This window comes from Alloalcanivorax marinus, from assembly GCF_016906305.1.
GTDB lineage: Bacteria > Pseudomonadota > Gammaproteobacteria > Pseudomonadales > Alcanivoracaceae > Alloalcanivorax > Alloalcanivorax marinus.
Window position 1 is genome coordinate 22466 of sequence record NZ_JADDOL010000003.1, and the last position, 21895, is coordinate 44360.

The 21895-nt window shown below is 67.1% G+C and carries 19 protein-coding genes; 9 read left to right on the forward strand and 10 right to left on the reverse strand.

Going from position 1 to position 21895, the window contains the following annotated elements; genetic code table 11:
- Positions 1 to 2: 2 nt before the first annotated feature.
- Positions 3 to 2453, reverse strand: a complete 2451-nt coding sequence (gene leuS, locus IM760_RS03030; RefSeq protein WP_204427062.1) for a leucine--tRNA ligase — start codon at positions 2451 to 2453, stop codon at positions 3 to 5.
- A gap of 73 nt (positions 2454 to 2526) precedes the next feature.
- Between leuS and IM760_RS03035 the strand changes: the two genes are divergently transcribed.
- Complete coding sequence (locus IM760_RS03035) at positions 2527 to 3153, forward strand: YdcF family protein (protein ID WP_239549581.1); 627 nt, start codon at positions 2527 to 2529, stop codon at positions 3151 to 3153.
- Here the strand turns inward: IM760_RS03035 and IM760_RS03040 are convergent.
- The 4 genes from IM760_RS03040 to lnt form a co-directional block, all read right to left on the reverse strand.
- Positions 3150 to 4901 carry a SulP family inorganic anion transporter gene (locus tag IM760_RS03040; RefSeq protein WP_204427063.1) on the reverse strand — a complete coding sequence of 584 codons (1752 nt, stop codon included), beginning with the start codon at positions 4899 to 4901 and terminating at the stop codon, positions 3150 to 3152. The two genes, IM760_RS03035 and IM760_RS03040, sit on opposite strands and share 4 nt — an antisense overlap.
- A gap of 10 nt (positions 4902 to 4911) precedes the next feature.
- Positions 4912 to 5253, reverse strand: a complete 342-nt coding sequence (locus IM760_RS03045; protein ID WP_204427064.1) for a protein tyrosine phosphatase family protein — start codon at positions 5251 to 5253, stop codon at positions 4912 to 4914.
- On the reverse strand, positions 5250 to 6149 hold the full coding sequence (locus IM760_RS03050; protein ID WP_204427065.1) for an MBL fold metallo-hydrolase: 900 nt from the start codon (positions 6147 to 6149) through the stop codon (positions 5250 to 5252). Before IM760_RS03050 ends, IM760_RS03045 begins: the two co-directional genes overlap by 4 nt.
- 123 nt (positions 6150 to 6272) lie before the next feature.
- Complete coding sequence (gene lnt / locus IM760_RS03055; RefSeq protein WP_204427066.1) at positions 6273 to 7760, reverse strand: apolipoprotein N-acyltransferase; 1488 nt, start codon at positions 7758 to 7760, stop codon at positions 6273 to 6275.
- Positions 7761 to 7965: 205 nt separating this feature from the next.
- On the opposite strand from lnt, the gene IM760_RS03060 reads away from it, so the two are divergent.
- The 8 genes from IM760_RS03060 to IM760_RS03095 all read left to right on the forward strand — a co-directional run bounded on the left by IM760_RS03060 (position 7966) and on the right by IM760_RS03095 (position 17317).
- Complete coding sequence (locus IM760_RS03060) at positions 7966 to 8946, forward strand: LysR family transcriptional regulator (protein ID WP_204427067.1); 981 nt, start codon at positions 7966 to 7968, stop codon at positions 8944 to 8946.
- A gap of 105 nt (positions 8947 to 9051) precedes the next feature.
- Positions 9052 to 10002, forward strand: a complete 951-nt coding sequence (locus IM760_RS03065) for a tripartite tricarboxylate transporter substrate binding protein (RefSeq protein WP_204427068.1) — start codon at positions 9052 to 9054, stop codon at positions 10000 to 10002.
- A 30-nt stretch (positions 10003 to 10032) separates the two neighbouring features.
- Positions 10033 to 10482, forward strand: coding sequence for a tripartite tricarboxylate transporter TctB family protein (locus IM760_RS03070; RefSeq protein ID WP_204427069.1), 450 nt, complete (start codon positions 10033 to 10035; stop codon positions 10480 to 10482).
- Positions 10483 to 10491: 9 nt separating this feature from the next.
- Entirely contained in the window at positions 10492 to 11994 is a 1503-nt protein-coding gene (locus IM760_RS03075) for a tripartite tricarboxylate transporter permease (RefSeq protein ID WP_204427070.1), read from the forward strand.
- Positions 11995 to 12212: 218 nt separating this feature from the next.
- Positions 12213 to 13763: a long-chain-fatty-acid--CoA ligase gene (locus IM760_RS03080; RefSeq protein ID WP_204427071.1), complete on the forward strand. Its 1551-nt coding sequence runs from the start codon at positions 12213 to 12215 to the stop codon at positions 13761 to 13763.
- A 29-nt stretch (positions 13764 to 13792) separates the two neighbouring features.
- Positions 13793 to 14986, forward strand: a complete 1194-nt coding sequence (locus IM760_RS03085) for an acyl-CoA dehydrogenase family protein (protein ID WP_204427072.1) — start codon at positions 13793 to 13795, stop codon at positions 14984 to 14986.
- Complete coding sequence (locus tag IM760_RS03090; protein WP_204427073.1) at positions 14983 to 16098, forward strand: CaiB/BaiF CoA transferase family protein; 1116 nt, start codon at positions 14983 to 14985, stop codon at positions 16096 to 16098. The genes IM760_RS03085 and IM760_RS03090 overlap by 4 nt, the downstream gene beginning before the upstream one ends.
- Positions 16099 to 16222: 124 nt before the next feature.
- Entirely contained in the window at positions 16223 to 17317 is a 1095-nt protein-coding gene (locus IM760_RS03095) for a porin (protein WP_204427074.1), read from the forward strand.
- Positions 17318 to 17352: 35 nt separating this feature from the next.
- Here IM760_RS03095 and IM760_RS03100 read toward each other — a convergent pair whose 3' ends face one another.
- From IM760_RS03100 to cysW, 5 genes are all read right to left on the reverse strand, one after another.
- Positions 17353 to 18222 (reverse strand): HlyC/CorC family transporter, encoded by an 870-nt coding sequence (locus IM760_RS03100; protein WP_204427075.1) that lies wholly within the window; start codon positions 18220 to 18222, stop codon positions 17353 to 17355.
- Positions 18222 to 18743: an rRNA maturation RNase YbeY gene (gene ybeY, locus IM760_RS03105; protein WP_204427076.1), complete on the reverse strand. Its 522-nt coding sequence runs from the start codon at positions 18741 to 18743 to the stop codon at positions 18222 to 18224. The genes IM760_RS03100 and ybeY overlap by 1 nt, the downstream gene beginning before the upstream one ends.
- Entirely contained in the window at positions 18715 to 19704 is a 990-nt protein-coding gene (locus tag IM760_RS03110; protein ID WP_228232460.1) for a PhoH family protein, read from the reverse strand. The genes ybeY and IM760_RS03110 overlap by 29 nt, the downstream gene beginning before the upstream one ends.
- Positions 19705 to 19856: 152 nt before the next feature.
- Entirely contained in the window at positions 19857 to 20951 is a 1095-nt protein-coding gene (locus IM760_RS03115; protein ID WP_204427078.1) for a TOBE-like domain-containing protein, read from the reverse strand.
- Positions 20948 to 21781, reverse strand: a complete 834-nt coding sequence (gene cysW / locus IM760_RS03120; RefSeq protein WP_204427079.1) for a sulfate ABC transporter permease subunit CysW — start codon at positions 21779 to 21781, stop codon at positions 20948 to 20950. Before cysW ends, IM760_RS03115 begins: the two co-directional genes overlap by 4 nt.
- Positions 21782 to 21895: the final 114 nt, after the last annotated feature.

A 21895-nucleotide genomic window follows, 5' to 3' on the forward strand; every position in this document is an offset into this window, starting at 1 on the left:
GATCAGTTGGCCACGATATTGACGAGTTTGCCGGGAATCACGATCACCTTGCGCACCGTTTTGTCGTCGATAAAACGCTGCACATTGGGTTCGTCCCGGGCCAGTTTTTCCAGGGTGTCCTTGTCGGCGTCGGCGGGCACCTCCAGCTTGGCGCGCACCTTGCCGTTGACCTGCACCACCAGTTCGAGGCTGTCCTTGACCAGGGCGCTTTCGTCCACCGCCGGCCAGGGCGCGTCGATGGCCGCCTGATCGTGGCCCAGCGCCCGCCACAGGGTGTGCGCGGCATGGGGGATGATCGGCGAGAGCAGCAGCACCGCCGCCTCCAGGGCTTCCTGGACCACCGCCCGGCCGGCGTCGTCGGCGGGCTGGAAGCGGCTGATGTCGTTGCACAGCTCCATGGCGGCGGCGATGGCGGTGTTGAAGGTGTAGCGGCGGCTGATGTCGTCGCTGACCTTCTGGATGGTTTCATGGGTCTTGCGGCGCAGGGCCTTGCCGTCCTTGTCCAGCGCGGACAAATCCGGGGCCGGCGCGGGGCCGCCCTCGACGTGCTCCGCCACCAGCCGCCACAGGCGCTTGATAAAGCGGTGGGCGCCTTCCACGCCGGCGTCGTTCCATTCCAGGGACTGCTCCGGCGGCGCCGCGAACATCATGAACAGACGCACGGTGTCGGCGCCGTATTCCTCGATCATCGCCTGCGGGTCCACGGTGTTGCCCTTGGACTTGGACATCTTGGCGCCGTCCTTGAGCACCATGCCCTGGCAAAGCAGGCGCTTGAACGGTTCGTCGGAGGTCACCAGGCCAGCGTCGCGCAGCAGCTTGTGGAAAAAGCGCGAATACAGCAGATGCAGAATGGCATGTTCGATGCCGCCCACGTACTGGTCCACCGGCAGCCAGTAGTTGGCGCGCTCCGGGTCGAGCATGGCGCTGTCGTCGTCCGGGCAGGTAAAGCGCGCCGCGTACCAGCTCGACTCCATGAAGGTGTCGAAGGTGTCGGTCTCGCGGGTGGCCGGCCGGCCCTGGTATTCGGTTTTCGCCCACTCCGGGTCGGCCTTGATCGGCGAGGTGACGCCGTCCATTTCCACGTCTTCCGGCAGCACCACCGGAAGCTGGTCCTCGGGCACCGGCACCTGGGTGCCGTCTTCCAGGGTCAGCATGGGGATCGGCGCGCCCCAGTAGCGCTGGCGGGACACGCCCCAGTCGCGCAGGCGGTAATTGACCTTGGTTTCGCCCAGGCCGCGCTCCGCCAGCCAGGCGGCGATGGCGTCAAACGCCTGGGCGGAGGTGAGCCCGTCGAATTCGCCGCTGTTGACCAGCTTGCCCTTGGCGGTGAACGCCTCGCGGGCCAGGTCGATGGGCTCGTCGCCGGCGGGCTCGATCACCTGCTTGATCGGCAGGTCGTATTTTTGCGCGAACTCGAAATCCCGCTGGTCGTGGGCGGGCACCGCCATCACCGCGCCGGAGCCGTAATCCATCAGCACGAAATTGGCGATCCACACCGGCACTTCCTCGCCGCTGATCGGATGGATCGCGAAGCGGCCGGTGAAGATGCCCTTCTTCTCCATGGTGGCCAGATCCGCCTCGGCCACCTTGGTGTGGGTGCAGTCCTCGATAAAGGCGGCGATCCCGGGGTTGCCCTCGGCGGCCTGGCGGGCCAGCGGGTGCTGGGCGGCCACCGCCACATAGCTGACCCCCATCAGGGTGTCCGGGCGGGTGGTGTAAACGCTCAGCGCCTGGTCGCCGTCTTTCAGAGCAAAGTCCAGCTGCACGCCCTCGGAGCGGCCGATCCAGTTGCGCTGCATGGCCTTGACCTGTTCCGGCCAGCCGTCCAGCTGATCCAGGTCCTCCAGCAGCTCATCCGCGTAGGCGGTGATCTTCACGAACCATTGGGGAATGTCCTTGCGTTCCACCAGGGCGCCGGAGCGCCAGCCGCGCCCGTCGATGACCTGCTCGTTGGCCAGCACGGTCTGGTCCACCGGGTCCCAGTTCACCGTGGACATCTTCTTGTAGACCAGGCCCTTCTCGTACAGCTTGGTGAAGAACCACTGCTCCCAGCGGTAGTACTCCGGGGTGCAGGTGGCCAGCTCGCGGTTCCAGTCGTAGCCGAAGCCCAGGCGTTTCAGCTGGCCCTTCATGTAGTCGATGTTCTCGTAGGTCCAGGCGGCCGGGGCGCTCTTGTTCTTCACCGCCGCGTTCTCCGCCGGCAGGCCGAAGGCGTCCCAGCCCATGGGCTGCAGCACGTTCTTGCCCTGCATGCGCTGGTAGCGGCTGATCACGTCACCGATGGTGTAGTTGCGCACATGGCCCATGTGCAGGCGGCCGGACGGGTAGGGGAACATGCTCAGGCAATAGAATTTCTCCTTGCCGGGCTGTTCGGTGACCTTGAAGCTGCCGGATTCTTCCCAGTGTTGCTGGGCTTCATCTTCTACCTGCTTGGGATGATACTGTGCGTCCATCGGATCTCTATGAGTCGGGGTGGCGATTGGAAAGCCCCATAGGATACATGAGCGGAAGGCGGGCAGACAGCGGATGCGCGGGGTGTTGATCACGGTGGTGCTGGGCGTGGCGCTGGTGGCGGCGACCCTGCCGGTCCTGGTGCGCCAGTTCTACGCGCCGGTGCCGGACACGGCCCCCGGCGGGGCGGCGCCGGCGGCGGTGGTGGTGCCCGGCGCCGGCCGCCAACGCAACGGCGACGGCTACCGGCTCACCCCCGCCGGCCTGCGGCGCCTGCATCGGGGCGTGGAGGAGGCCCGCCGGCTGGGCCTGCCGCTGCTGCTCACTGGTGGCGCCGAGGACCGCACGCCCCGGGACCCGGACGACTCCGAGGCGGCGATGATGGCGGAACTGGCCCGGCGGCTGTGGCCCGAGGCCCGCACATGGATCGAGCCGCGCAGTCGCAGCACCTGGGAAAACGCGGTCAACAGCGCCCCGCTGCTGCGCGAGCGGGGTATCCAATCGGTGCTGCTGGTCACCGACCGGGCCCACCTGCCCCGCGCCACCCTCAGCTTCCGCCGCCAGGGCCTCACGGTCACTCCGGTGGCGGTGGACACCCTGCCCCGGGAAGCCTGGCTGCCCTCCGCCGGCGCCCTGGCGGAAGTGCCGGTGATCTGGCGGGAATGGGTCGCTCTGGTTTGGTATCGGATCCGGTATTTTTAGGGGGCGGCCGAAGGCCGCATCGCGCCAGCGGCGCGGGCGGTGTCCGGGTCGAGTTTTTCCAACGCCTGGTAATGGCTGAGAAACACCTCCCCCGTCAGCCGTTGCAGGAAATCGCTGCGCTGCAGCTGGTCCATCACCGGGCCTTTCACTTCCGAGAGATGCAGGGTGACGCCGGCGTCGGCCAGGCGGCGGTTGAGGGTTTGCAGGCTGTCCAGGGCGCTGGCGTCGATGTGGTTGATGGCCGAGCACAGCAGCACCACGTGGCGGCGGCCGTCGCAGTGCAGGGCGCGGTCGTAGATGCTGTCCTCGGTGCGCCGGGCGTTGGCGAAGTAGAGCGATTCATCGACGCGGATCGACAGCACCCGGGGCGAGGTGATCACCCGGTGGCGGCGCACATTGCGAAAGTGTTCGGTGCCCGGCACCTGGCCCAGCTCCGCGATGTGCGGCTGGCTGGTGCGCCACAGGTGCAGGGCCAGCGCCGCCGCCACCCCGGCGATCACGCCGGCTTCCACGCCCGCCGCGAGCACCCCCAGCAAGGTCACCAGCAAGGCGGTGAAATCCGCCTTGGAGTAGCGCCAGGCCCGGGCCAGCGCCGGCAGGTCCACCAGGGTCAGCACCGCCACGATGATGGTGGCGGCCAGGGTGGCCTTGGGCAGGTACTGGAACCAGGGGGTGAAAAACAGGGCGGTGAGGGCGATGCCGCCGGCGGTGAACACCCCGGCCAGGGGCGTGCGGGCGCCGGCGTCGAAATTGACCACCGAGCGGGAGAAGCCGCCGGTCACCGGGATGCCGCCGCTGACGCCGGAGGCCAGATTGGCGGCGCCCAGGCCGATCAGCTCGGCGTTGGAGTCCACCCGCTGGCGGCGCTTGGCGGCCAGGGTCTGGGCCACCGACACGGATTCCACGAAGCCGATCAGGCTGATCAACAACGCCGGCAGCCACAGCGCTTGCCAGAGCCCGGGGTCGAAGGCCGGGAGAGTGGGCACCGGCAGGCCGCCGGGCACCGGGCCGACCACCGCCACGCCCCGCTCGGCCAGGCCACCGGGGCCGGCGGCCAGGGTGGTGGCGATCACCGCCACCACCGGCCCGGCCTTGGTCAGCAGATCCACCAGCCAGGCGGGCAGGGCGGTGCGCCCCAGCTGGCGCTTCAGCGGTCCCCGCGCCCACAGCAGAAACAGCACGGCGGCGACGCCCAGCAGCACCGTGGGGCCGTGCACCTGGTCCAGGTGGCGGGCGCCGGACACCGCCAGTTGCCAGAGGGTGTCGCCGCCCATGTCGATGCCCAGCAAATGACGGAGCTGGCCGGCGGCGATCAGCAGGCCGGAGGCGGTGATAAAGCCGCTGATCACCGAATGGCTGAGCAGATTGGCGATCCAGCCCAGGCGCAGCACGCCCATCACCACCAGCAGGCCGCCGGACATCAGGGCCAGCACCACGGTGGCGGCCAGATAACGGTCCGGGTCGCCGCCGGCCACCTGCCCGGCGGCGGCCGCGGTCATCAGCGAAATCACCGCCACCGGCCCCACCGCCAGGGTGCGGCTGGAGCCGAACAGGGCGTAGGCGATCAGCGGCAGAATGCTGGCGTACAGGCCCACCTGCGCCGGCACCCCGGCGAGCAGCGCATAGGCCAGGCTCTGGGGGATCAGCATCAGGGTGACGATCAGCGCCGCCAGGCCGTCGGCGGCGGCGTCGTCGCGCCGGTAGCCGGGCAGCCAGCCGGCGGCGGGCAGCCAGCGACTCAGTGTCATGGGCGGCGATTCAGGGATTCAGGGTTCGGGCCCGCTCCCACAGCTTGCCGCAGCGGTTGCCGGTGCGGCAGAACGCCAGCACCGGGCCCGGTTGCTGGCGGATCAGCTCGGCGAACCGGCGGGCGTCGTCGTCGTCGATCTCGCTGGCCACCACCGGCTGGTAGTGGTACGCCAGGCCGGCCGCCCGGGCCGCCTCTTCCATGGTCCGGTGGTCCGGCTGGTCCTCGCTTTCGCCGTCCGGCCGGTTGTTGATGACCACCCGGAAACCGGCCCGCGCCAGCCCGGCCATGTCCTCCGGGCGCAGTTGGGGCGAGACCGCCAGGTCCGGGGTGAGATGGGTAACGTCGCTCATGGGGCCTCCGGGGCGCCGAATACGTTGAGGGGAATCTTCAGGTAGCGGGTGCCGTTGCTCTCCGGCGGCGGCAGGTGGCCGGCGCGCATGTTCACCTGCACCGACGGCAGAATCAGCCGGGGCATGCCCAGGGTGGCGTCACGCTGTTCGCGCATGGCCACGAAGGCGTCCTCGCTGACGCCGTCGTGGACATGAATGTTGTCCCGGCGCTGGTCGCCCACGGTGGTCTGCCAGTGGAAGTCCTCACGGCCCTCCGGCAGATAGTCGTGGCACAGAAACATGCGGGTCTCGTCGGGCAGCGCCAGCAGCTTGCGGATCGAGCGGTACAGGGTGCGGGCGTCGCCGCCGGGGAAATCGCAGCGGGCGGTGCCGTAGTCCGGCATGAACAGGGTGTCGCCCACGAACACGGCGTCGCCGATCAGGTGGCTCATGCAGGCCGGTGTGTGCCCGGGGGTGTGCAGGGCGCGGCAGGCCAGGTTGCCGATCGAATAGGTCTCGCCGTCGTGGAACAAATGGTCGAACTGGCTGCCGTCCCGGGCGAACTCGCCGCCGGCGTTGAAAATGCCTCCGAAGGTATCCTGCACGGTGCGGATGCGGTCGCCGATGGCCAGCTTGCCGCCCACCCGTTCCTGAATCCAGGGCGCCGCCGACAGATGGTCGGCGTGCACGTGGGTCTCCAGCAGCCACTCCACGGTCAGGTCGTGGGCGCGGACGAAGTCCACCAAGCGCTGGGCGCCCTGATGGCTGGTACGGCCGGCGGCCGGGTCGTAGTCGAGCACCGAGTCGACGATGGCGCAGTGGCGGGTCGCCGGGTCGATGACCACATAGCTGACGGTGTTGGTGGCGTGATCGAAAAAGCTTTCCACCTGCGGGTGTTCGGTGGGCGCGGATGTCATGACGGCCTCCTCGGGGACGCTGTTCGGTGACGATGTCCCTGCTGTTTATAGGAGGCCGAAGGGGCTGATGTCAAATGGGTTATATGCTTATTCCTAAAAAATATAAACCATGCCCGGACGAGGCTAGCGCCCGGGAAAGGTGTCCAGCAGGCCACGGGCCCGGCGGCCCCGGTTGAGCACCACCAGGGCCAGCGCCAGCAGCAGGGTGGGCCAGGCGCCGGTGGTCATGAACGGGGTGCTGCCCTGGCGCGGCTGGTACTCGGTCAGCAGCAGGTCGCGCTCGAACTGCGGCAGCCGGTCGCGCACCTTGCCGTGCTGGTCGACCACCGCGGTGATGCCGTTGTTGGTGCCACGCAGCAGCCAGCGGCCGGTTTCCACCGCGCGCAGGCGGCTCATCTGGAAATGCTGATGGGGCCCGGCGGAGGTGCCGAACCAAGCGTCGTTGCTGATCGTCAGCAGCACATCGGCGCCGGCGCTGCGGGTGGCCACCAGATCCGGATAGAGAATCTCGTAGCAGATAAAGGGCGCGATCTCATGGCCCAGGGCGTGCAGGTTGGGCTGGCCCGGGTGGCCCGGCGTGAAGCTGGACATGGGCAGGTCGAAGAACGGAATCAGCCCGCGCAGCAGGTCCTGGAAGGGCACGTACTCGCCGAACGGCACCAGCTTCTGTTTGTGGTAGACGCCGTCGTCGTGGTCGGTCCCGACCACCGCGATGCTGTTGTGGTAGGTGGTGGGCAGGCGGCGGTCGTCGCGCCAGGGCAGGCCGCTGATCAGCGCCCCGCCGCGGGCGGCCAGGGCCCGGCCTTCATCGTCCACGAAGCCCCGGATGTCCTGGTAGAACTCGATCATCGCCGACTCCGGCCAGATCACCAGGGTGTCGTCGGGCACCTGGTCGGTGAGGCCGGCGTAGATTTCGCGGGTTTCCTGACGCATGGTGGCCAGCCATTTCAGGTCCTGGGGCACGTTGCCCTGGGCCAGGGCCACCGCCTGGCGGTCGCCGGCGGGGTGGGTGAAGGTCAGTTGGCCGCCCACCAGGGCGGCCACCACCAGCAGCGCGGACAGGGCCAGCGGGCCGGTGGCGCGCCCGCGCCGGGCGATCAGATCGATGCCGGTGGCGGACAGCAGCACCGCCGTCAGGGTCATGGCCCAGATGCCGCCCAGCGGCGCCAGCCCGGACAACGGCGTGTCGATGGCGGCGTAGCCGGCGTACAGCCAGGGGAAACCGGTGAACAGCCAGCCGCGTACCCAATCCAGCAGCACCCAGACGCCGGCGAACATCAGCGCGCCGCCGCCCATGCGCCGGGTCAGCCAGAAGGTGAGTCCGTAAAACAGCGCCATGAAGGCGGCGAAGGCGGCGGTGAACGGAATCGCCATCCACAGCGGCATGAATCCGTAGTCGGTCATCGACACATGCAGCCAACTGACCCCGAAGCCGAACAGCCCCAGCCCGTACAGCCAGCCGTGCAGCAACGCCCGGCGCGGCGTCGGCGCGCGCACCAGGGTCACGTAGCCCAGGGCGATACTCACCGGCAACAGCGGCCACAGGTCATAAGGCGCGAACGCCAGCGGAAACAGAAGCCCGGCGAGCGGGGCAAGCAGCAGGTTGAGCATGGGTGTCATCGGTCCCGGTGCTGGAGTCATGGCGGGGCGGGCGCCCCGGCGCGTGAAGCCACGTTATACGCAAAATCCGTGTTCCATGCCATGGGACGGCGGCGGCGCGAAACTTGCCATTGCCATAGCAAAAAGAGATAAAGCCGCCCTTCGCATCACAAAAACGATTCGCCGGGCCCGCTCCCGGCGCCGTCGGGAGACGCCCATGAACCTGAAGCAATTGAACGCCCTGGTGGCGGTGTTCGAGGAAGGCAGCTTTTCCGCCGCCGCCCAGCGGCTGAACATCGTGCAGCCGGCGCTCAGCCAGCAAATCATCGGCCTGGAAAAGGAGCTGGCGGTGCAGCTGTTCGAGCGCACCAACCGGGGCGTGGCGCCCACCCGCCACGGCCAGCGGCTGGTCAACCATGCCCGGCTGATCCTGCGGCAGATGGAAATTGCCCGCAACGACCTGCGCACTTCGCTGGAATCGGAGCCCGCCGGCGACGTGATCATCGCCCTGCCGGTGACGGTGACCGCGTTTCTGGCGCCGCGCCTGCTGGCCTGGCTGGAGCAGCACTATCCCCGTATCCGGTTGCACATCGTCGAGGGCCTCAGTTCGGAAAGCGGCCATGTGGTGGAGACCGGCAAGGTGGAGCTGGGGGTCAACCCCAACGCCGCGGAGCTGGACGACGTGGAGTCGATCCCGGTACTGCGCGAGTACTTCTACCTGATCGGCGCGCCGGACCTGGTGGGGCCGGAAACCGGCGATATCGATCTGGCGGACGCGGCGAGCCGGCCGCTGATTCTCGGCGACCGCACCCACAATATGCGGCGCGTCATCGACGAGCACGTGGTGGCCGCCGGCGCCCGGCTGAACCTGCGCTTTGAACAGAACGGGCCGAAAACGCTGACGTCGGTGGTGGATCAGGGGCTGGCCTGCATCATCGCCAACCTGCCCATGCCGCTGCCGGACAACCGAACCCACCCGCGCCTGGCCCGGCGCATCGTCAATCCCAGGGTGCAGCGCCTGATGACCGTGGCCTGGCCGCGCAAGCGGCCCCTGTCGCGCCCGGCGGAGCGGGTGCGCGACGGGCTGATCACGCTGATGGTGGAAGCGGCCCGGGCGGGCGACTGGCAGGCGGACGTGGTGTTGCCGGCGGAGCAGATGCCGGCATTAAAAAATGTGATGCCAAATATCGTGAAATAATATTTTTTTCTCTTGGGCGCCCTCTTTACTCTGCCTGGAACGTTTTTGGGCCCTTGGCCCTCCGTGCAAAAAAGAAAACTGGGCGCCCTGCCCGTGGAGAGCAGAATGAGACTAATAAAACACTGCGCCGCCGCCGTTCTGGCGGTGTGCACCCTGACCGCGACCCTGGTATCCCCGTCGGCGACGGCGGACCAGTGGCCATCCAAACCGATCACGCTGCTGGTGGGCTTTTCCGCCGGGGGCGGCGCCGACACCCTGGCGCGCTTGATGGCCCGGGCCCTGGAAGAAGACCTGGGCCAGCCGGTGGTGGTGGAGAACAAGGCCGGTGGTGGTGGCGTGGTAATGGCCACCCTGCTGCAACGGGCCCCGGCGGATGGATACACCGTGGGCTTTACCTCGGACTCCACCTTCGATGCGCTGCCGTTCATCGTGCGCACCGCCTACCAGCCCGATGATTTCGACTATCTGGCCACCGTCACCGAGCTGCAGAACGCCCTGGTGGCCGGGGCCAGCGCGCCGTTTTCCACCTGGGAGGAGATGCTGGCCTATGCCCGCGAGCAGGGCGGCCTCACCTTCGGTTCCCTGTCGCCGATCACCACCAAGTTCGCCGAACGCCTGGCCAAGCAGGAAGGCATTCGCGTGCGCACCGTGCCGATCAAGGGCGGGCGCCAGATCATCACCGATGTGATGGGGCGCCATCTGGACGTGGGCTGGAGCGCCGGCGTGCATCAGGCGTACCTGAACGATCAGGGCGTCAAGGTGATCGTGGCCATGAACAGCGAACGCCTGCGCACCTCCCCGGACGTGCCGACCATTCGTGAGCAAGGCTATGACCGCAGCTACACCAGCTATTTCATGCTGGCGGCGCCCAAGGGCATCCCCGCGCCGGTGCGCGACAAACTGCTGGCGGCGATTCGCAAGGCGGCCACCTCCAAGGACGTGGCGAACCTGGCCGAAGAAAAAATGAAGTTCCCCAATGTGGTGCTGCCGGCGGAAACGCTGACCCGCTTTATCCAACTCCGCAGCGCTGAGAACGAGCGGGAATTCTCCGAATAATCACCGCGTTTTTCGCGAGGCAAAGCTGTCATGAACGCTCGGATCGTGGATCTGTCGGCGGGGGTGCTTGTCACCCTGGCCGGCCTCTTCAGCGTGTTTTATCTGATTCCTCAACACATCAGTTCGGGCATGGGGTTCGGGCTGTCGCCACGGGCCTTTCCTTATCTGTGCGCCGGCGCGGTGACGGTGCTGGGCGTGGCGCTGGTGATCTTCAGCGCCCGTGACCGCGCCCTGGCGGAGCGGCCCGCGCCGGTCAGTCGCGCGGCCCTGAAACGGCTGGTGGTGGTGCTGGCGGTGCTGGCCCTGGTGCTGGCGCTGATGCAGTGGGTCGGCTTCCTGGCGGCGGCGGTGGTGGCGGTGGCTCTGCTGATGCTGTTGATGGGTGAGCGCCGCTGGCTGCCCATCGTACTGACGTCCCTGGGCTGGAGCCTGTTTCTCTGGGTTCTGTTCGATCGCGTGCTGGGCACGCCTCTGCCTTAGGAGATTCCCATGGACACGATACTCGCCGGTTTCTCCGACGCTTTCACTCTGAGCAATGTGCTGTTCGTACTGCTTGGGGTATTGATTGGCCAGCTGTTCGCCGCCGCGCCCGGCGTCGGCTCGCTGATCGCCATCACCATCGCCGTGCCCTATACCTTTTACATGAGCCCGGTGGCGGCGCTGGGCTTTCTGATCGGCATCAACAAGGGTGGCACCATCGGTGGCGCGGTGTCGGCGATCCTGATGAACACCCCGGGCTCGCCGGAGGCCACCGCCAGCACCTTCGACGGCTATCCCATGACCCAGCAGGGCAAGGCGCGCAAGGCCCTCAGGGCGGCGCACTTTTCCTCGGTGACCGGCGACACCCTCAGCGATCTGGTGCTGATCTTCGTGGCCGCGCCGCTGTCCATCGTGGCCATGAAAATGGGCCCGCCGGAAATGGCCGCCGTGATTCTGGTGGCCCTGGTGATCATCGCCGGCCTGGTGGGCAATTCCATGATCAAGGGTTTGATCGCCGCCTTCCTGGGCCTGTTCATGAGCCTGGTGGGCATGGACCAGAGCACCGCCGCCGAGCGGCTCACCTTCGGCATCCCGGAGCTCATGGACGGTATTTCCATCACCGCCGCCGGCATCGGTGTGCTGGCGCTGGGCGAGATTCTGCGGCAGATCGTGTTCTCCGACAGCCTGCCGCGGCTGGACCAGAAGAACAGCGAATCGGTGAAGGCCGGCGAGCCGTTCACCTGGCAGGACTTCCGCACCATTCTGCCCACCATTCTGCGCTCCACCATGATCGGCACCCTGATCGGCGCGATCCCCGGCATCGGCTCCAGCGCCGCTGGCTTTCTCGGTTACACCGCCGCCAAGCGCGCCTCGAAAACCCCGGAGCGTTTTGGCAAAGGGGAAATTCGCGGCGTGGCGGCCTCGGAAGCGGCCAACAGTTCGGTGGTGGGCGCCAACTTCATTCCGCTGCTGTCCCTGGGGATTCCCGGCAACGTGGCGGCGGCGATCATTCTCGGCGCCTTTCTGATCCATGGCCTGACCCCGGGGCCGCAGCTGTTCTCGGAACAGCCGCGCCTGGTCTATTCGCTGTTCGCGGTGATGCTGATCGGCGATCTGCTCAATCTGATCACCGGGCTGTTCACCATGGGGCTGTTCGCCCGGGTGATTCGTATTCCACTCACCTACATCATTCCCTGCGTGGTGGTGCTGTGTATTACCGGCGTGATCGTGGCCGACAGCCTGTTTGATGCCTGGCTGTTGCTGGGCATGGCGGTGGCCGGCTTCTTTATGCGCATGCTGAATTTTTCGTTCGTCACTTTCATTATCGGCTATGTGCTCGGGCCCATGTTCGAGGAAGCGTTCGGTCAGGCCATGATCATGGCCGACGGCGATCCGCTTTATCTTTTGCAGCGACCCATTGCCTGTGTCTTTATTCTGCTGGCGGCGGTGGTGCTGGTCAGTTTGTTGAGACAGCATCGTCGTGCCGGAAAGGCGTCGGCCATCCTGAAATAAGCGCTGATTTCCGTCTCCCAATGGGCTGGCCGGTCTCGCATGGGCCGGCCTTTTTTTTGGAAAAAAGAAAAAATAAAAATTTTTTTTGCCAAAAATAAATGTGATGGCAAAAATCATAAAATAATATTTTTCAATGCATTCGCCCTTGGCCATGATTTTTGAATGACTTGCCGTCGCTTGGTGGCGGCCATTCGAATAACAGGAACAGGGAGAATGCAGTGAACCTTGGTCATCTGGTGACCCGCAGCGCACGTTATTGGCCGGACCGCCCGGCGGTGGCGGATCGCCATCGCCGGGTCAGCTACCGCCAGCTGGAAGAACGTTCCAACCGGCTCGCCAATGCGCTGCTCGGGCTGGGCCTGGAGCCCGGTGATCGGGTCGCCCTCTACAGCCTCAACCGCGTGGAACTGGTGGAAGCGGAAGTGGCGCTGTACAAAGCGGGCCTGGTGAAGGCGCCCTTGAACGCGCGGCTGTCCACGGAGGAAGCCCTGCACGTCCTGGAGGACGCCCAGGCGCGGGTGCTGATCGTCGGACCGGAGCATGCCCCGGGGATCCTGGATCGCCGGGACGCGCTGCCGGTGGTGGAGCAGGTGGTGGTGATCGGCGCTGACGGCGACCAGGGCTTCGAGGCGCTGCTGGCCAAGGGCGACACCGCGCTGCCGGCGGTACAGGTGGATCAGGATGCGCCCGCGGTGCTGCATTACACCTCCGGTTCCTCCGGCCGCCTGAAGGCGGCGGTGCAGACCTTCGGTAACCGCCTGGCGCTGGTGCGCAAATCCCTGATGCTGCCGGAGGGCCGTTTCGCCCAGGACGAGGTGCTCGGTCATGTGGGCCCGGTGACCCACGCCAGCGGCATGCAGATCATGCCGACGCTGACCACCGGTGGCTGCAACTACCTGATCGACCGCTTCGACATCGCCGAGCTGTTCGCCACCATTCAGCGCGAGCGCATCACCCGCTTCTTCGCCGTGCCCACCATGCTGTACCGCCTGATCGACAGCGGTCTGGCCGGCGATTACGACCTGTCCAGCCTGCGTCGCATCACCTATGGCGCGGCGCCCATGGCGCCGTCGCGGCTGCGCGAAGCCATGGACGTATTCGGCCCGATTTTCACCCAGGGCTACGGCGCCGGCGAGACCACCTCGACCATTTCCATCCTGACCCTGGAAGACCACCTGCGTGGCCTGAAGGACAAGCCGGAGCTGCTCGGTTCCTGCGGACGCCCCTATGGCGAATCCGAGGTGATCATCGCCGACGACGACGGCAATCCGCTGCCGGACGGTGAGGCCGGTGAAATTCTGGTGCGCGGGCCGGACGTGATGCAGGGCTACTGGAACGCCCCGGACCTGACCGAGGAAGTGATCAAGGACGGCTGGTACCACACCGGTGACGTGGCGCGCCGGGACGAGGAAGGCTTCCTGTACATCATCGATCGCAAGAAGGACATGATCATTTCCGGCGGCTTCAACATCTACCCTGCGGAAATCGAAACGGTGCTGTTCCGTCATCCGGCGGTGGCCGAGTGCTGCGTGGTCGGCGCGCCGGATCCGGAGTGGGGCGAGCAGGTGATTGCCTTCGTGGTGTGCCGCCTTGGGGAAACCGTGGAGGAAGCCGCGCTGGTGGACTACTGCGCCGAGCACCTGGCCAGTTTCAAGAAGCCCCGTCACGTGCGCTTCATCGATGAACTGCCCAAGAACCCCAACGGCAAGGTGGCCCGGCGCCTGGTGCGCGACACCTTCTGGAAGGATCACGACCGCCAGGTCGGCTGATCGTCGTCCGGTCGAACAGGAGCATCATCATGTACGAACGCTTCACCGCCAGTGAAAACGGCGAACGGGTGCGCGCCGAGGCCCGTGACTTTATCGACAACTACCTCAAGCCGCTGGAAGCGGAGCACGGCATCGGCTTTGAAAGCGAGCCTTCCATGGATCTGCTGCGCGGCATCTGGAAGGCGTCCCGAGACGCCGGCCTGTACGGCGCCCAGCTGCCGGAGGCCCAGGGCGGCCGTGGGCTGAGCGTTTACGACCAGTGTCTGCTCAAGGAAGACGTGGCCGCCTCCGGCGCCAAGCTGTCCGCGCACGTGCTGGGTGAGCTGGGCGGTCCGGGCCGGGTCGGTCATCTGTTCCACATCGCCACGCCCGGGCAGATGGAAAGCCACCTGCTGCCGGTGGTGCGCGCCGAGCGCACGGTGTGCTTCGCGCTCACCGAGCCGGAAGCGGGTTCCGACGCCAGCAACCTGAGCACCCGGGCGGTCCGCGACGGCGACCACTATGTGCTCAACGGTCTCAAGCGTTACATCTCCGGGGCGCCCTACGCGGACTTCGCCATCCTGATGGCGGTCACCGACCCGGACGCAGGGGCCCGGGGCGTCACCGCCTTCCTGGTCGACTTCAACCGCCCCGGGGTCACCGTCAGCTCGGACTACACCCCGATTTCCGGCAAGAACCAGCACGCCGATATCCGCCTGGAGGACGTGCGCATTCCCGCCACCCAGGTGCTCGGCGAGGAAGGGCAGGGGTTCCGGCTGGGCATGTCGCGGATCACCGTGAACCGGCTGCTGCATTGCCCGACCATGACCGGCCTGGCGATCCAGTCCCTGGACGCCTCCGCCCGCTACGCCACCCGGCGCCGCCAGTTCGGCCAGCCGATCGCCGGCTTCCAGGCAATCCAGCACACCCTGGCGGACATGGCCACCGACCTGCACGCCGCCCGTTGCCTGATGCTGGACGTGGCGCGCCGCATCGACCGGGGCGAGGACACCCGCGAAGCGTCGGCCATGAGCAAGCTGTTCTGTTCGGAGAAAGCCTTCGCCATCGCCGACCGCGCCATCCAGGTGCACGGCGGCGTGGGCCTGATGCAGGGCAGTACCGTGGAGTGGGTGTTCCGGATGCTGCGCATGTACCGGATCGTCACCGGCACCAGCGAGATTCAGCGCAACACCATCGCCAAGGGGTATCTGAAGCGCTACGCCGACGAGGCCCGGTCGTCATGAGCCGGCCGCTGGCGGGCACCACGGTGGTGGAACTGGCCGGGCTGCTGCCCGGCCCCCACGCCGGCCTGCTGCTGGCGCAGCTGGGCGCCGAGGTGATCAAGGTGGAGCGCGCCGACGGCGGCGACGGCACCCGGGCCCTGGGCGAGCGGGTGTTCGCCACCTACAACCGGGGCAAGCGCTCCATCGCCGTGGACCTGAAAAGCGAGCAGGGCGTGGACACGGTGCGCGCCCTGTTCCAGCGGGCCGATGTGGTGCTGGAAGGGTTTCGTCCCGGCGTCGCCGAACGCCTGGGCATCGGCTGGCCCCAGGCGCGGGCCCTTAACCCGAAGCTGGTGTACTGCTCGATCAGCAGCTTCGGCCAGGACGGCCCCTATCGGGACCGCACCGCCCACGATCTCAACTGCCTGTCCCTGGCGGGCTACTTCGCGACGCCTTCCCAGGTGGAGGACCGCATCGCCCGGCCCAAGGTGCGGCTGGCCGATTACGCCGCCGCCATGCACGCCGCCCTGGGCGTCGTGCAAGCGCTGATGACCGTGCGCTTGGGCGGTGAGGGCTGCCACCTGGACGTGGCGATCCAGGAATCCATCAGTGCCTGGTGCCTGCCCCATGCCCTGGCGGTGCGCGACGGCGAGCCCGGCGATATGGAACACACCCGGTCGGTGATGCCCGACAACGATCTGTTCCCGTGCGCCGACGGCCTGTGGCTGAGCCTGGGCATCTTCGAAAACCGCTATTGGGGGCAGCTGGCCGACCTGTTCGGTGACCGGTGCCCGGCGTTGCGCGAGCCGGCCCTGTGCCGGCGGGCGGAACGCCAGGCCCGCAAGCGCGAGGTCCACGGACTGCTGAAAACGCTGTTCGCCGAGGAGCCCCGGGCGCATTGGGCGCGGGCGCTGGACGCCACCGACATCCCCTGGGCCCCGGTCTACGAGCGGGACCAGGCCCTGGACGATCCGCAACTGGTGCACCGGCGACTGACCGGGCCGCTGAGCGGGGGCGAAGGGCTCGATCTGCGCCTGCCGATGCTGATCGACGGCCGGGCGCTGTGGTCGCCCCGGCCGGCGCCGGGCCTGGGCGAACACACTGAGGAGATCCTGGCTGAACTGAATTCGTGAATCCGGCCCGGCGGCGCCGTCAAGCCGTCCCTTGTCACCCGAACCGCTTTGCTGGCGGCGCCGCGCGCGTCGTCCCGGGCAAGACGTGTTCATAAAACCAAGAATGGAAAATCTGGAGAGCTCTATGAAAACAAAAATCGCGCCGGCGCTGCCGGTTCTGCTTGCCGGCCTGACCCCCATGGTGGCGGGCGCCATCCCGCTGGCCGCGGAAAAACTGGAAATCTACGGCGCCCTGCGTCTGTCCGTGGACTACGCCGACTCGGACCTGGGCGACACGCCGGAGAATCCCTCCGCCGGTCTGGTGGACGGCGGCCACAGCCTCTCCACCAACACCTCGGTGCTGGGCCTGCGCGGTCGCCACACCCTGAGCGATCAATACGACCTGGTCTGGCAGGTGGAGCAGAACATCGACCCGGATTCCCCCCGCAACCGGGGTATCGGCAACCGGGACACCTTCGCCGGCTTCGACACGCCCGCGGGCCTGATCCGCTTCGGCATCATGGACACTCCCTATAAGCGCAACGGCATCCGCATGAGCCAGTTCACCTCCACGGTGGCCGATCCCCAGGCGATTCTGGGTCGCGGCGGCGGCGGCAACCAGCGCCTGAGCCTGCGCGCGGAGAACTCGATTCGCTGGGACCGCAAGTTTCTCGACAAACGTCTGCAGCTGGCGTTGCAGTACGGCGCCGGCCAGCAGGACACCGACGGCGTCACCGACAACAACGACAGCAGCATGTGGAGCGGCGCGGCGATCTGGCGGCAGGGTGGTCTGGTGGCCAGCGTCGCCTACACGGACTGGTCGGAGCTGTACGCTGGCGGCGATGTGAGCGGTCTTAACGGCGGCCTCAACTACCGCTTCGGCGCGGTCACCGTGGGCGCGCTGTTCGACCGGCTGGACGCCGACGACGTGGCGTACCTGAACCGGGATGCCTGGGGCGGTTTCGTGACCTGGGATATTCGCCGGGATTACACCCTGGGCGCGCAATGGATCCACGCCGACGAATCCGACGCCGGGGACGACGAGGCCGATCAGTACAGTCTGGTGGGTACCTGGCACGCGGCGCCGGCGCTGGACCTGTACCTGGCCGCCACCACCACGGTGAACCAGGGTGACAGCGGCGTTTACCGTACCGCGGACTACGCCCACGGCGACCGGGTCAACACGGTGCCCGGCGGTGATCCGAAGGTGCTGTCCCTGGGGATGGCGTTCAAGTTCTGAGGTTCAGGCTTTGATCCGGGCCCCCGCCGCCGGCGCTACTCGGCGCCGGTGGTGGCGGCCCCGTCCAGCGGCGTGACCCGCAGCAGCCGGATGGTGCGCCCGTCGGCGCTCAGTACGGTAAAGCGGAAGCCGCCCATTTCCACCGCCTCTTCCCGCTGCGGCAGATGCCCGAAGGCCTGCATCACCAGGCCGCCGATGGTGTCGAATTCCTCGTCGCTGAAGCCGGTCTTGAAGTGTTCGTTGAACTCGTCGATGGGGGTCAGGGCCTTGACGGTGTAGTCGTCGCCTTCCAGATCCTTGATCAGGTAGTCGTCGTCCTCGATGTCGTGCTCGTCCTCGATCTCGCCGACGATCTGTTCCAGCACGTCCTCGATGGTGACCAGCCCGGCCACGCCGCCGTATTCATTGACCACGATGGCCATGTGATTCTTGGTAATGCGGAATTCCCGCAGCAGCGAATCCAGGCGCTTGGATTCCGGCACCACCATGGCGGAGCGCACATGGTCCTTGATCGAGAAGCGGTCCATCTTGGCCGGCTCCAGAATCAGGGCCAGCAGATCCTTGGCCAGCAGAATGCCGATGATTTCGTCCGGGTCGTCGCCCAGCACCGGAAAGCGGGAGTGGGCGCAGTCGATGATGGTGGGCAGGAAATCGCGGGGGTCGTCGGAGGCGCGGATGCTGACCATCTGCGAGCGCGGAATCAGAATCTCCCGCACCTGCATGTCGGAGACGCAGATGGCGCCTTCGATGATGCCCAGGGTGTCGCCGTCGATCACGTCGCTGTCGCGCATGGAGCGCATCAGGGCCAGCAGTTCTTCCCGGGAGCCGGGGGTGGAGGTGAAAAACTGGCCGACGCGCTCCAGCCAACTTCGGCCGGTGCCGCTATCGGAATAATCGTCCGACATCAGGGGTCGAGCTCCATGCTTTCGGTGGAAGGTTGATCATCAAGGGGTTGGTACGGGTCCGGGTAGCCCAGCTCGGCCAGGGCGCGGACTTCCAGGGCCTCCATGACCTCCGCGTCCTCGTCCTCGATATGGTCGTAGCCGAGCAGATGCAGCACGCCGTGGGTGACCATGTGCGCCCAGTGGGCGTCCAGGGCCTTGTCCTGCTCGGCGGCTTCGCGGCGCACCACCGGCGCGCTGATCACGATGTCGCCGAGCAGCGGCTCGAAGGCGTCCTCGGGCAGGCCCTCGGGCATGTCGAAGGGGAAGGACAGCACGTTGGTGGCTTTGTCCTTGCCCCGGTACTCCCGGTTCAGGACCCGGATCTCGGCGTCGTCCACCACCCGCACGGTGATGTCGCCGACCACGCCCCCGGCCACTTCCGCGGCTTTCAGGGCCCAGGCCCGCAAGTCCGATTCGTCGGGGGCGTCGCTGGCGTCGCTGGCCCACTGGACCTCAACGCTGGGTGTCGGTATCCCGCTCATGACGGTCGTAGGCCTCTACAATGCGTTGCACCAGCGGGTGGCGGACCACGTCGCGGCTGTCGAAACGGGTGACGCCGATCTCGGTCTCGCCGTCCAGCACGTCCAGGGCGTTGACCAGCCCGGAGCGCTGATGGCGGGGCAGATCCACCTGGGTCACGTCGCCGGTGATCACCGCCTTGGAGCCGAAGCCGATGCGGGTCAGGAACATCTTCATCTGTTCCGGCGTGGTGTTCTGCGCCTCGTCCAGAATCACGAAGCTGTTGTTCAGGGTGCGCCCGCGCATATAGGCCAGCGGCGCCACCTCGATCACCATGCGGTCCATCAGCTTGGCCACCTTCTCGAAACCGAGCATCTCATAAAGGGCGTCGTAGAGCGGGCGCAGGTAGGGATCGATCTTCTCCGCCAGGTCGCCGGGCAGAAAGCCCAGCTTCTCGCCGGCCTCCACCGCCGGGCGCACCAGCAGAATGCGCTGCACCTCGGCTTTTTCCAGGGCGTCCACGGCGCAGGCCACCGCCAGCCAGGTCTTGCCGGTGCCGGCCGGGCCGATGCCGAAGTTGATGTCGAAGCGGCGTACCTTCTTGACGTATTCCCGCTGGTGGCCGCCGCGCGGTTTGATGCGCGCCCGCTTGGTGCGGATCACCACTTCGTCGCTGGGAAAGGCCACGGTGTTGTCCACCTTTTCCGCCAGCTCCGATTGCTGCAGCTGCAGATGCACCATCTCCGGGGTCAGGTCCTCCACTTCCGCGGTCTGCTCGTAAAGATCACTGAGCACCGAGGACGCGGCCTGCACCGCCTGGGAATCGCCGGACAAATGGAACACGTTGCCGCGGTTGCGGATGTCCACCTTCAGGCGTTGGGCGATCTGCTTGATGTGCTCGTCCAGCCGGCCACAGAGGCTGGCCAGGCGACGGGAGTCGTAGGGTTCAAGACTGACTTGCTGGGAAGCGGCTGGTGTGTCCAAGTGGGTAAAGGGGGCCCCGCGGGCTGTTATTGATGAATTGAGCATACCCCGAAGACCGGGTCGGGGAAAGCCTTCACGCGCACTGTAGCCCCCGTGAAAGGGCGGGGGCAAGAGGCACGGCCGGACTTGTCGAACAGTCCGGCACGGGGGGCTCAGGCGGGCCGGACCCGGGGGCCCAGATCGCCGTCGCAGGTCACCGTCTGCAAATCCCGGGGCAGCAGGAACAGGGCCTCGTCGCGGCCCGGGTCCAGCTGGCGCCAGGCATCCCGGTCCAGCTCCACCTCCAGGATGCCCCGGCCCCAGCCGCGCGGCTCCAGTTCCACGGTGACGGTGCCGCCGAACACGCTGCGCCCGGCCACCCGTACCGGCAGCGAGGCGCTGTCGCTGGGCTGGCGGGCCAGCGTCGCCTCATGGGGGCGCAGATACAGGGTCAGGTCGCCGTTGGGGCAGGCGCCGTGGGTGTCCAGCCGCAGGCTGGCGTCGCCGTCCCGCCACTGCCGACCGTCGTACTGGCCTTCCAGGGCGTTGATGTGGCCCAGGAAATCGAACACGAAGCGGCTGGCGGGCTGCTCGTAGACCTCCAGAGGCGTGCCCACCTGCTCGATGTGGCCCTGGCTCATCACCACCACCCGGTCGGAGACCTCCATGGCTTCCTCCTGGTCGTGGGTGACGAACAGGCTGGTCACGTCGATCTGCTCGTGCAGATGGCGCAGCCAGCGGCGCAGCTCCTTGCGCACCTTGGCGTCCAGGGCGCCGAACGGCTCGTCCAGCAGCAGCACCTCGGGCTTCAGCGCCAGGGCGCGGGCCAGCGCCACCCGCTGCTTCTGGCCGCCGGACAGCTGCGCCGGGTAGCGGCCGGTCATGGTGTCCATCTGCACCAGCTCCAGCAACTCGCGCACCCGGGCGCGGATGGCGTCGCGGCCGGGGCGCTGGTCGCGGGGCAGCATGCGCAGGCCGAAGGCCACGTTGTCGGCCACCGTCAGGTGCCGGAACAGGGCGTACTGCTGGAACACGAAGCCCACCCGGCGGCGGCGCGCGTCCAGGGTGGTCACGTCCCGGTCGTTGAAGAACACCCGGCCCCGGTCAGGCTGTTCCAGGCCGGCGATGATGCGCAGCAGGGTGGTCTTGCCGGAGCCGGACGGGCCCAGCAGGCCCACCAGACCGCCGTCGGAGACGTCCAGGTTGATGTCGTCCAGAGCGGTGAAGCCGCCGAAGGTTTTGCGGATCGACTCGACGCGGATACTCACGGGGTTACCTCCTGGGCGGCATCGATTTTGTGGCGCTGGCGCCATTCCAGCACGGTTTTCAGCAGCAGGGTGACCAGCGCCAGGGCGGCCAGCAGCCCGGCGGCGGTGAACGCGCCCACGGTGTTGTAGTCCTCGTTGAGCATCTGGATCAGCAGCGGCAGGGTCAGGGTCTCGCCGCGAATCAGCCCGGACACCACGCTCACCGCGCCGAATTCGCCCACCGCCCGGGCGTTGGTGAGCACCACGCCATAGAGCAGGGCCCAGCGGATCTTGGGCAGGGTCACGTACCAGAACGCCTGCCAGCCGGAGGCGCCCAGCAGCACCGCCGCTTCCTCTTCCTCGGTGCCCTGGGACTGCATCAGCGGTATCAGTACCCGGGCCACGTAGGGGCAGGTCACGAACACGGTGACCATGATCATGCCCGGCAGTGCGAACATCAGCTGCAGGCCCAGGGTGTTGTCCAGCCATTGGCCGACCACGCTCTGGCCGCCATAGACCACCAGATAACAGAGGCCGGCCACCACCGGAGACATGGCGAAGGGAATGTCGATCAGGGTGGTGAGCAGCTTGCGGCCACGGAACTCATAACGGGTCACGCACCAGGCCAGCAGCACGCCGAACAGCAGGTTCACCGGCACCGTGACCAGGGCCACGATCACGGTCAGCTTGATGGCGCTGATCATGTCGGTGCTGGTCAGGTTGTCGGCCACCACGGCGGCGCCCTGGGAAAACGCCTGGCTGAAGATCAGCACCAGCGGCAGCACCAGCAGCACCGCCACGGCGCCGAAGGCGGCCAGGATCAGGGCCCATTGGTGCCAGTGTCGGGGCATGGGGCGGCGACTCCGTCTCGGGGGAAGAAAAACAGGGCACTGATTCTATATTCCGTATCAGCAAAATAAAGCGCTGTTTTAGAACATCTGGGCATTCGGTTAGATCACCGCCCC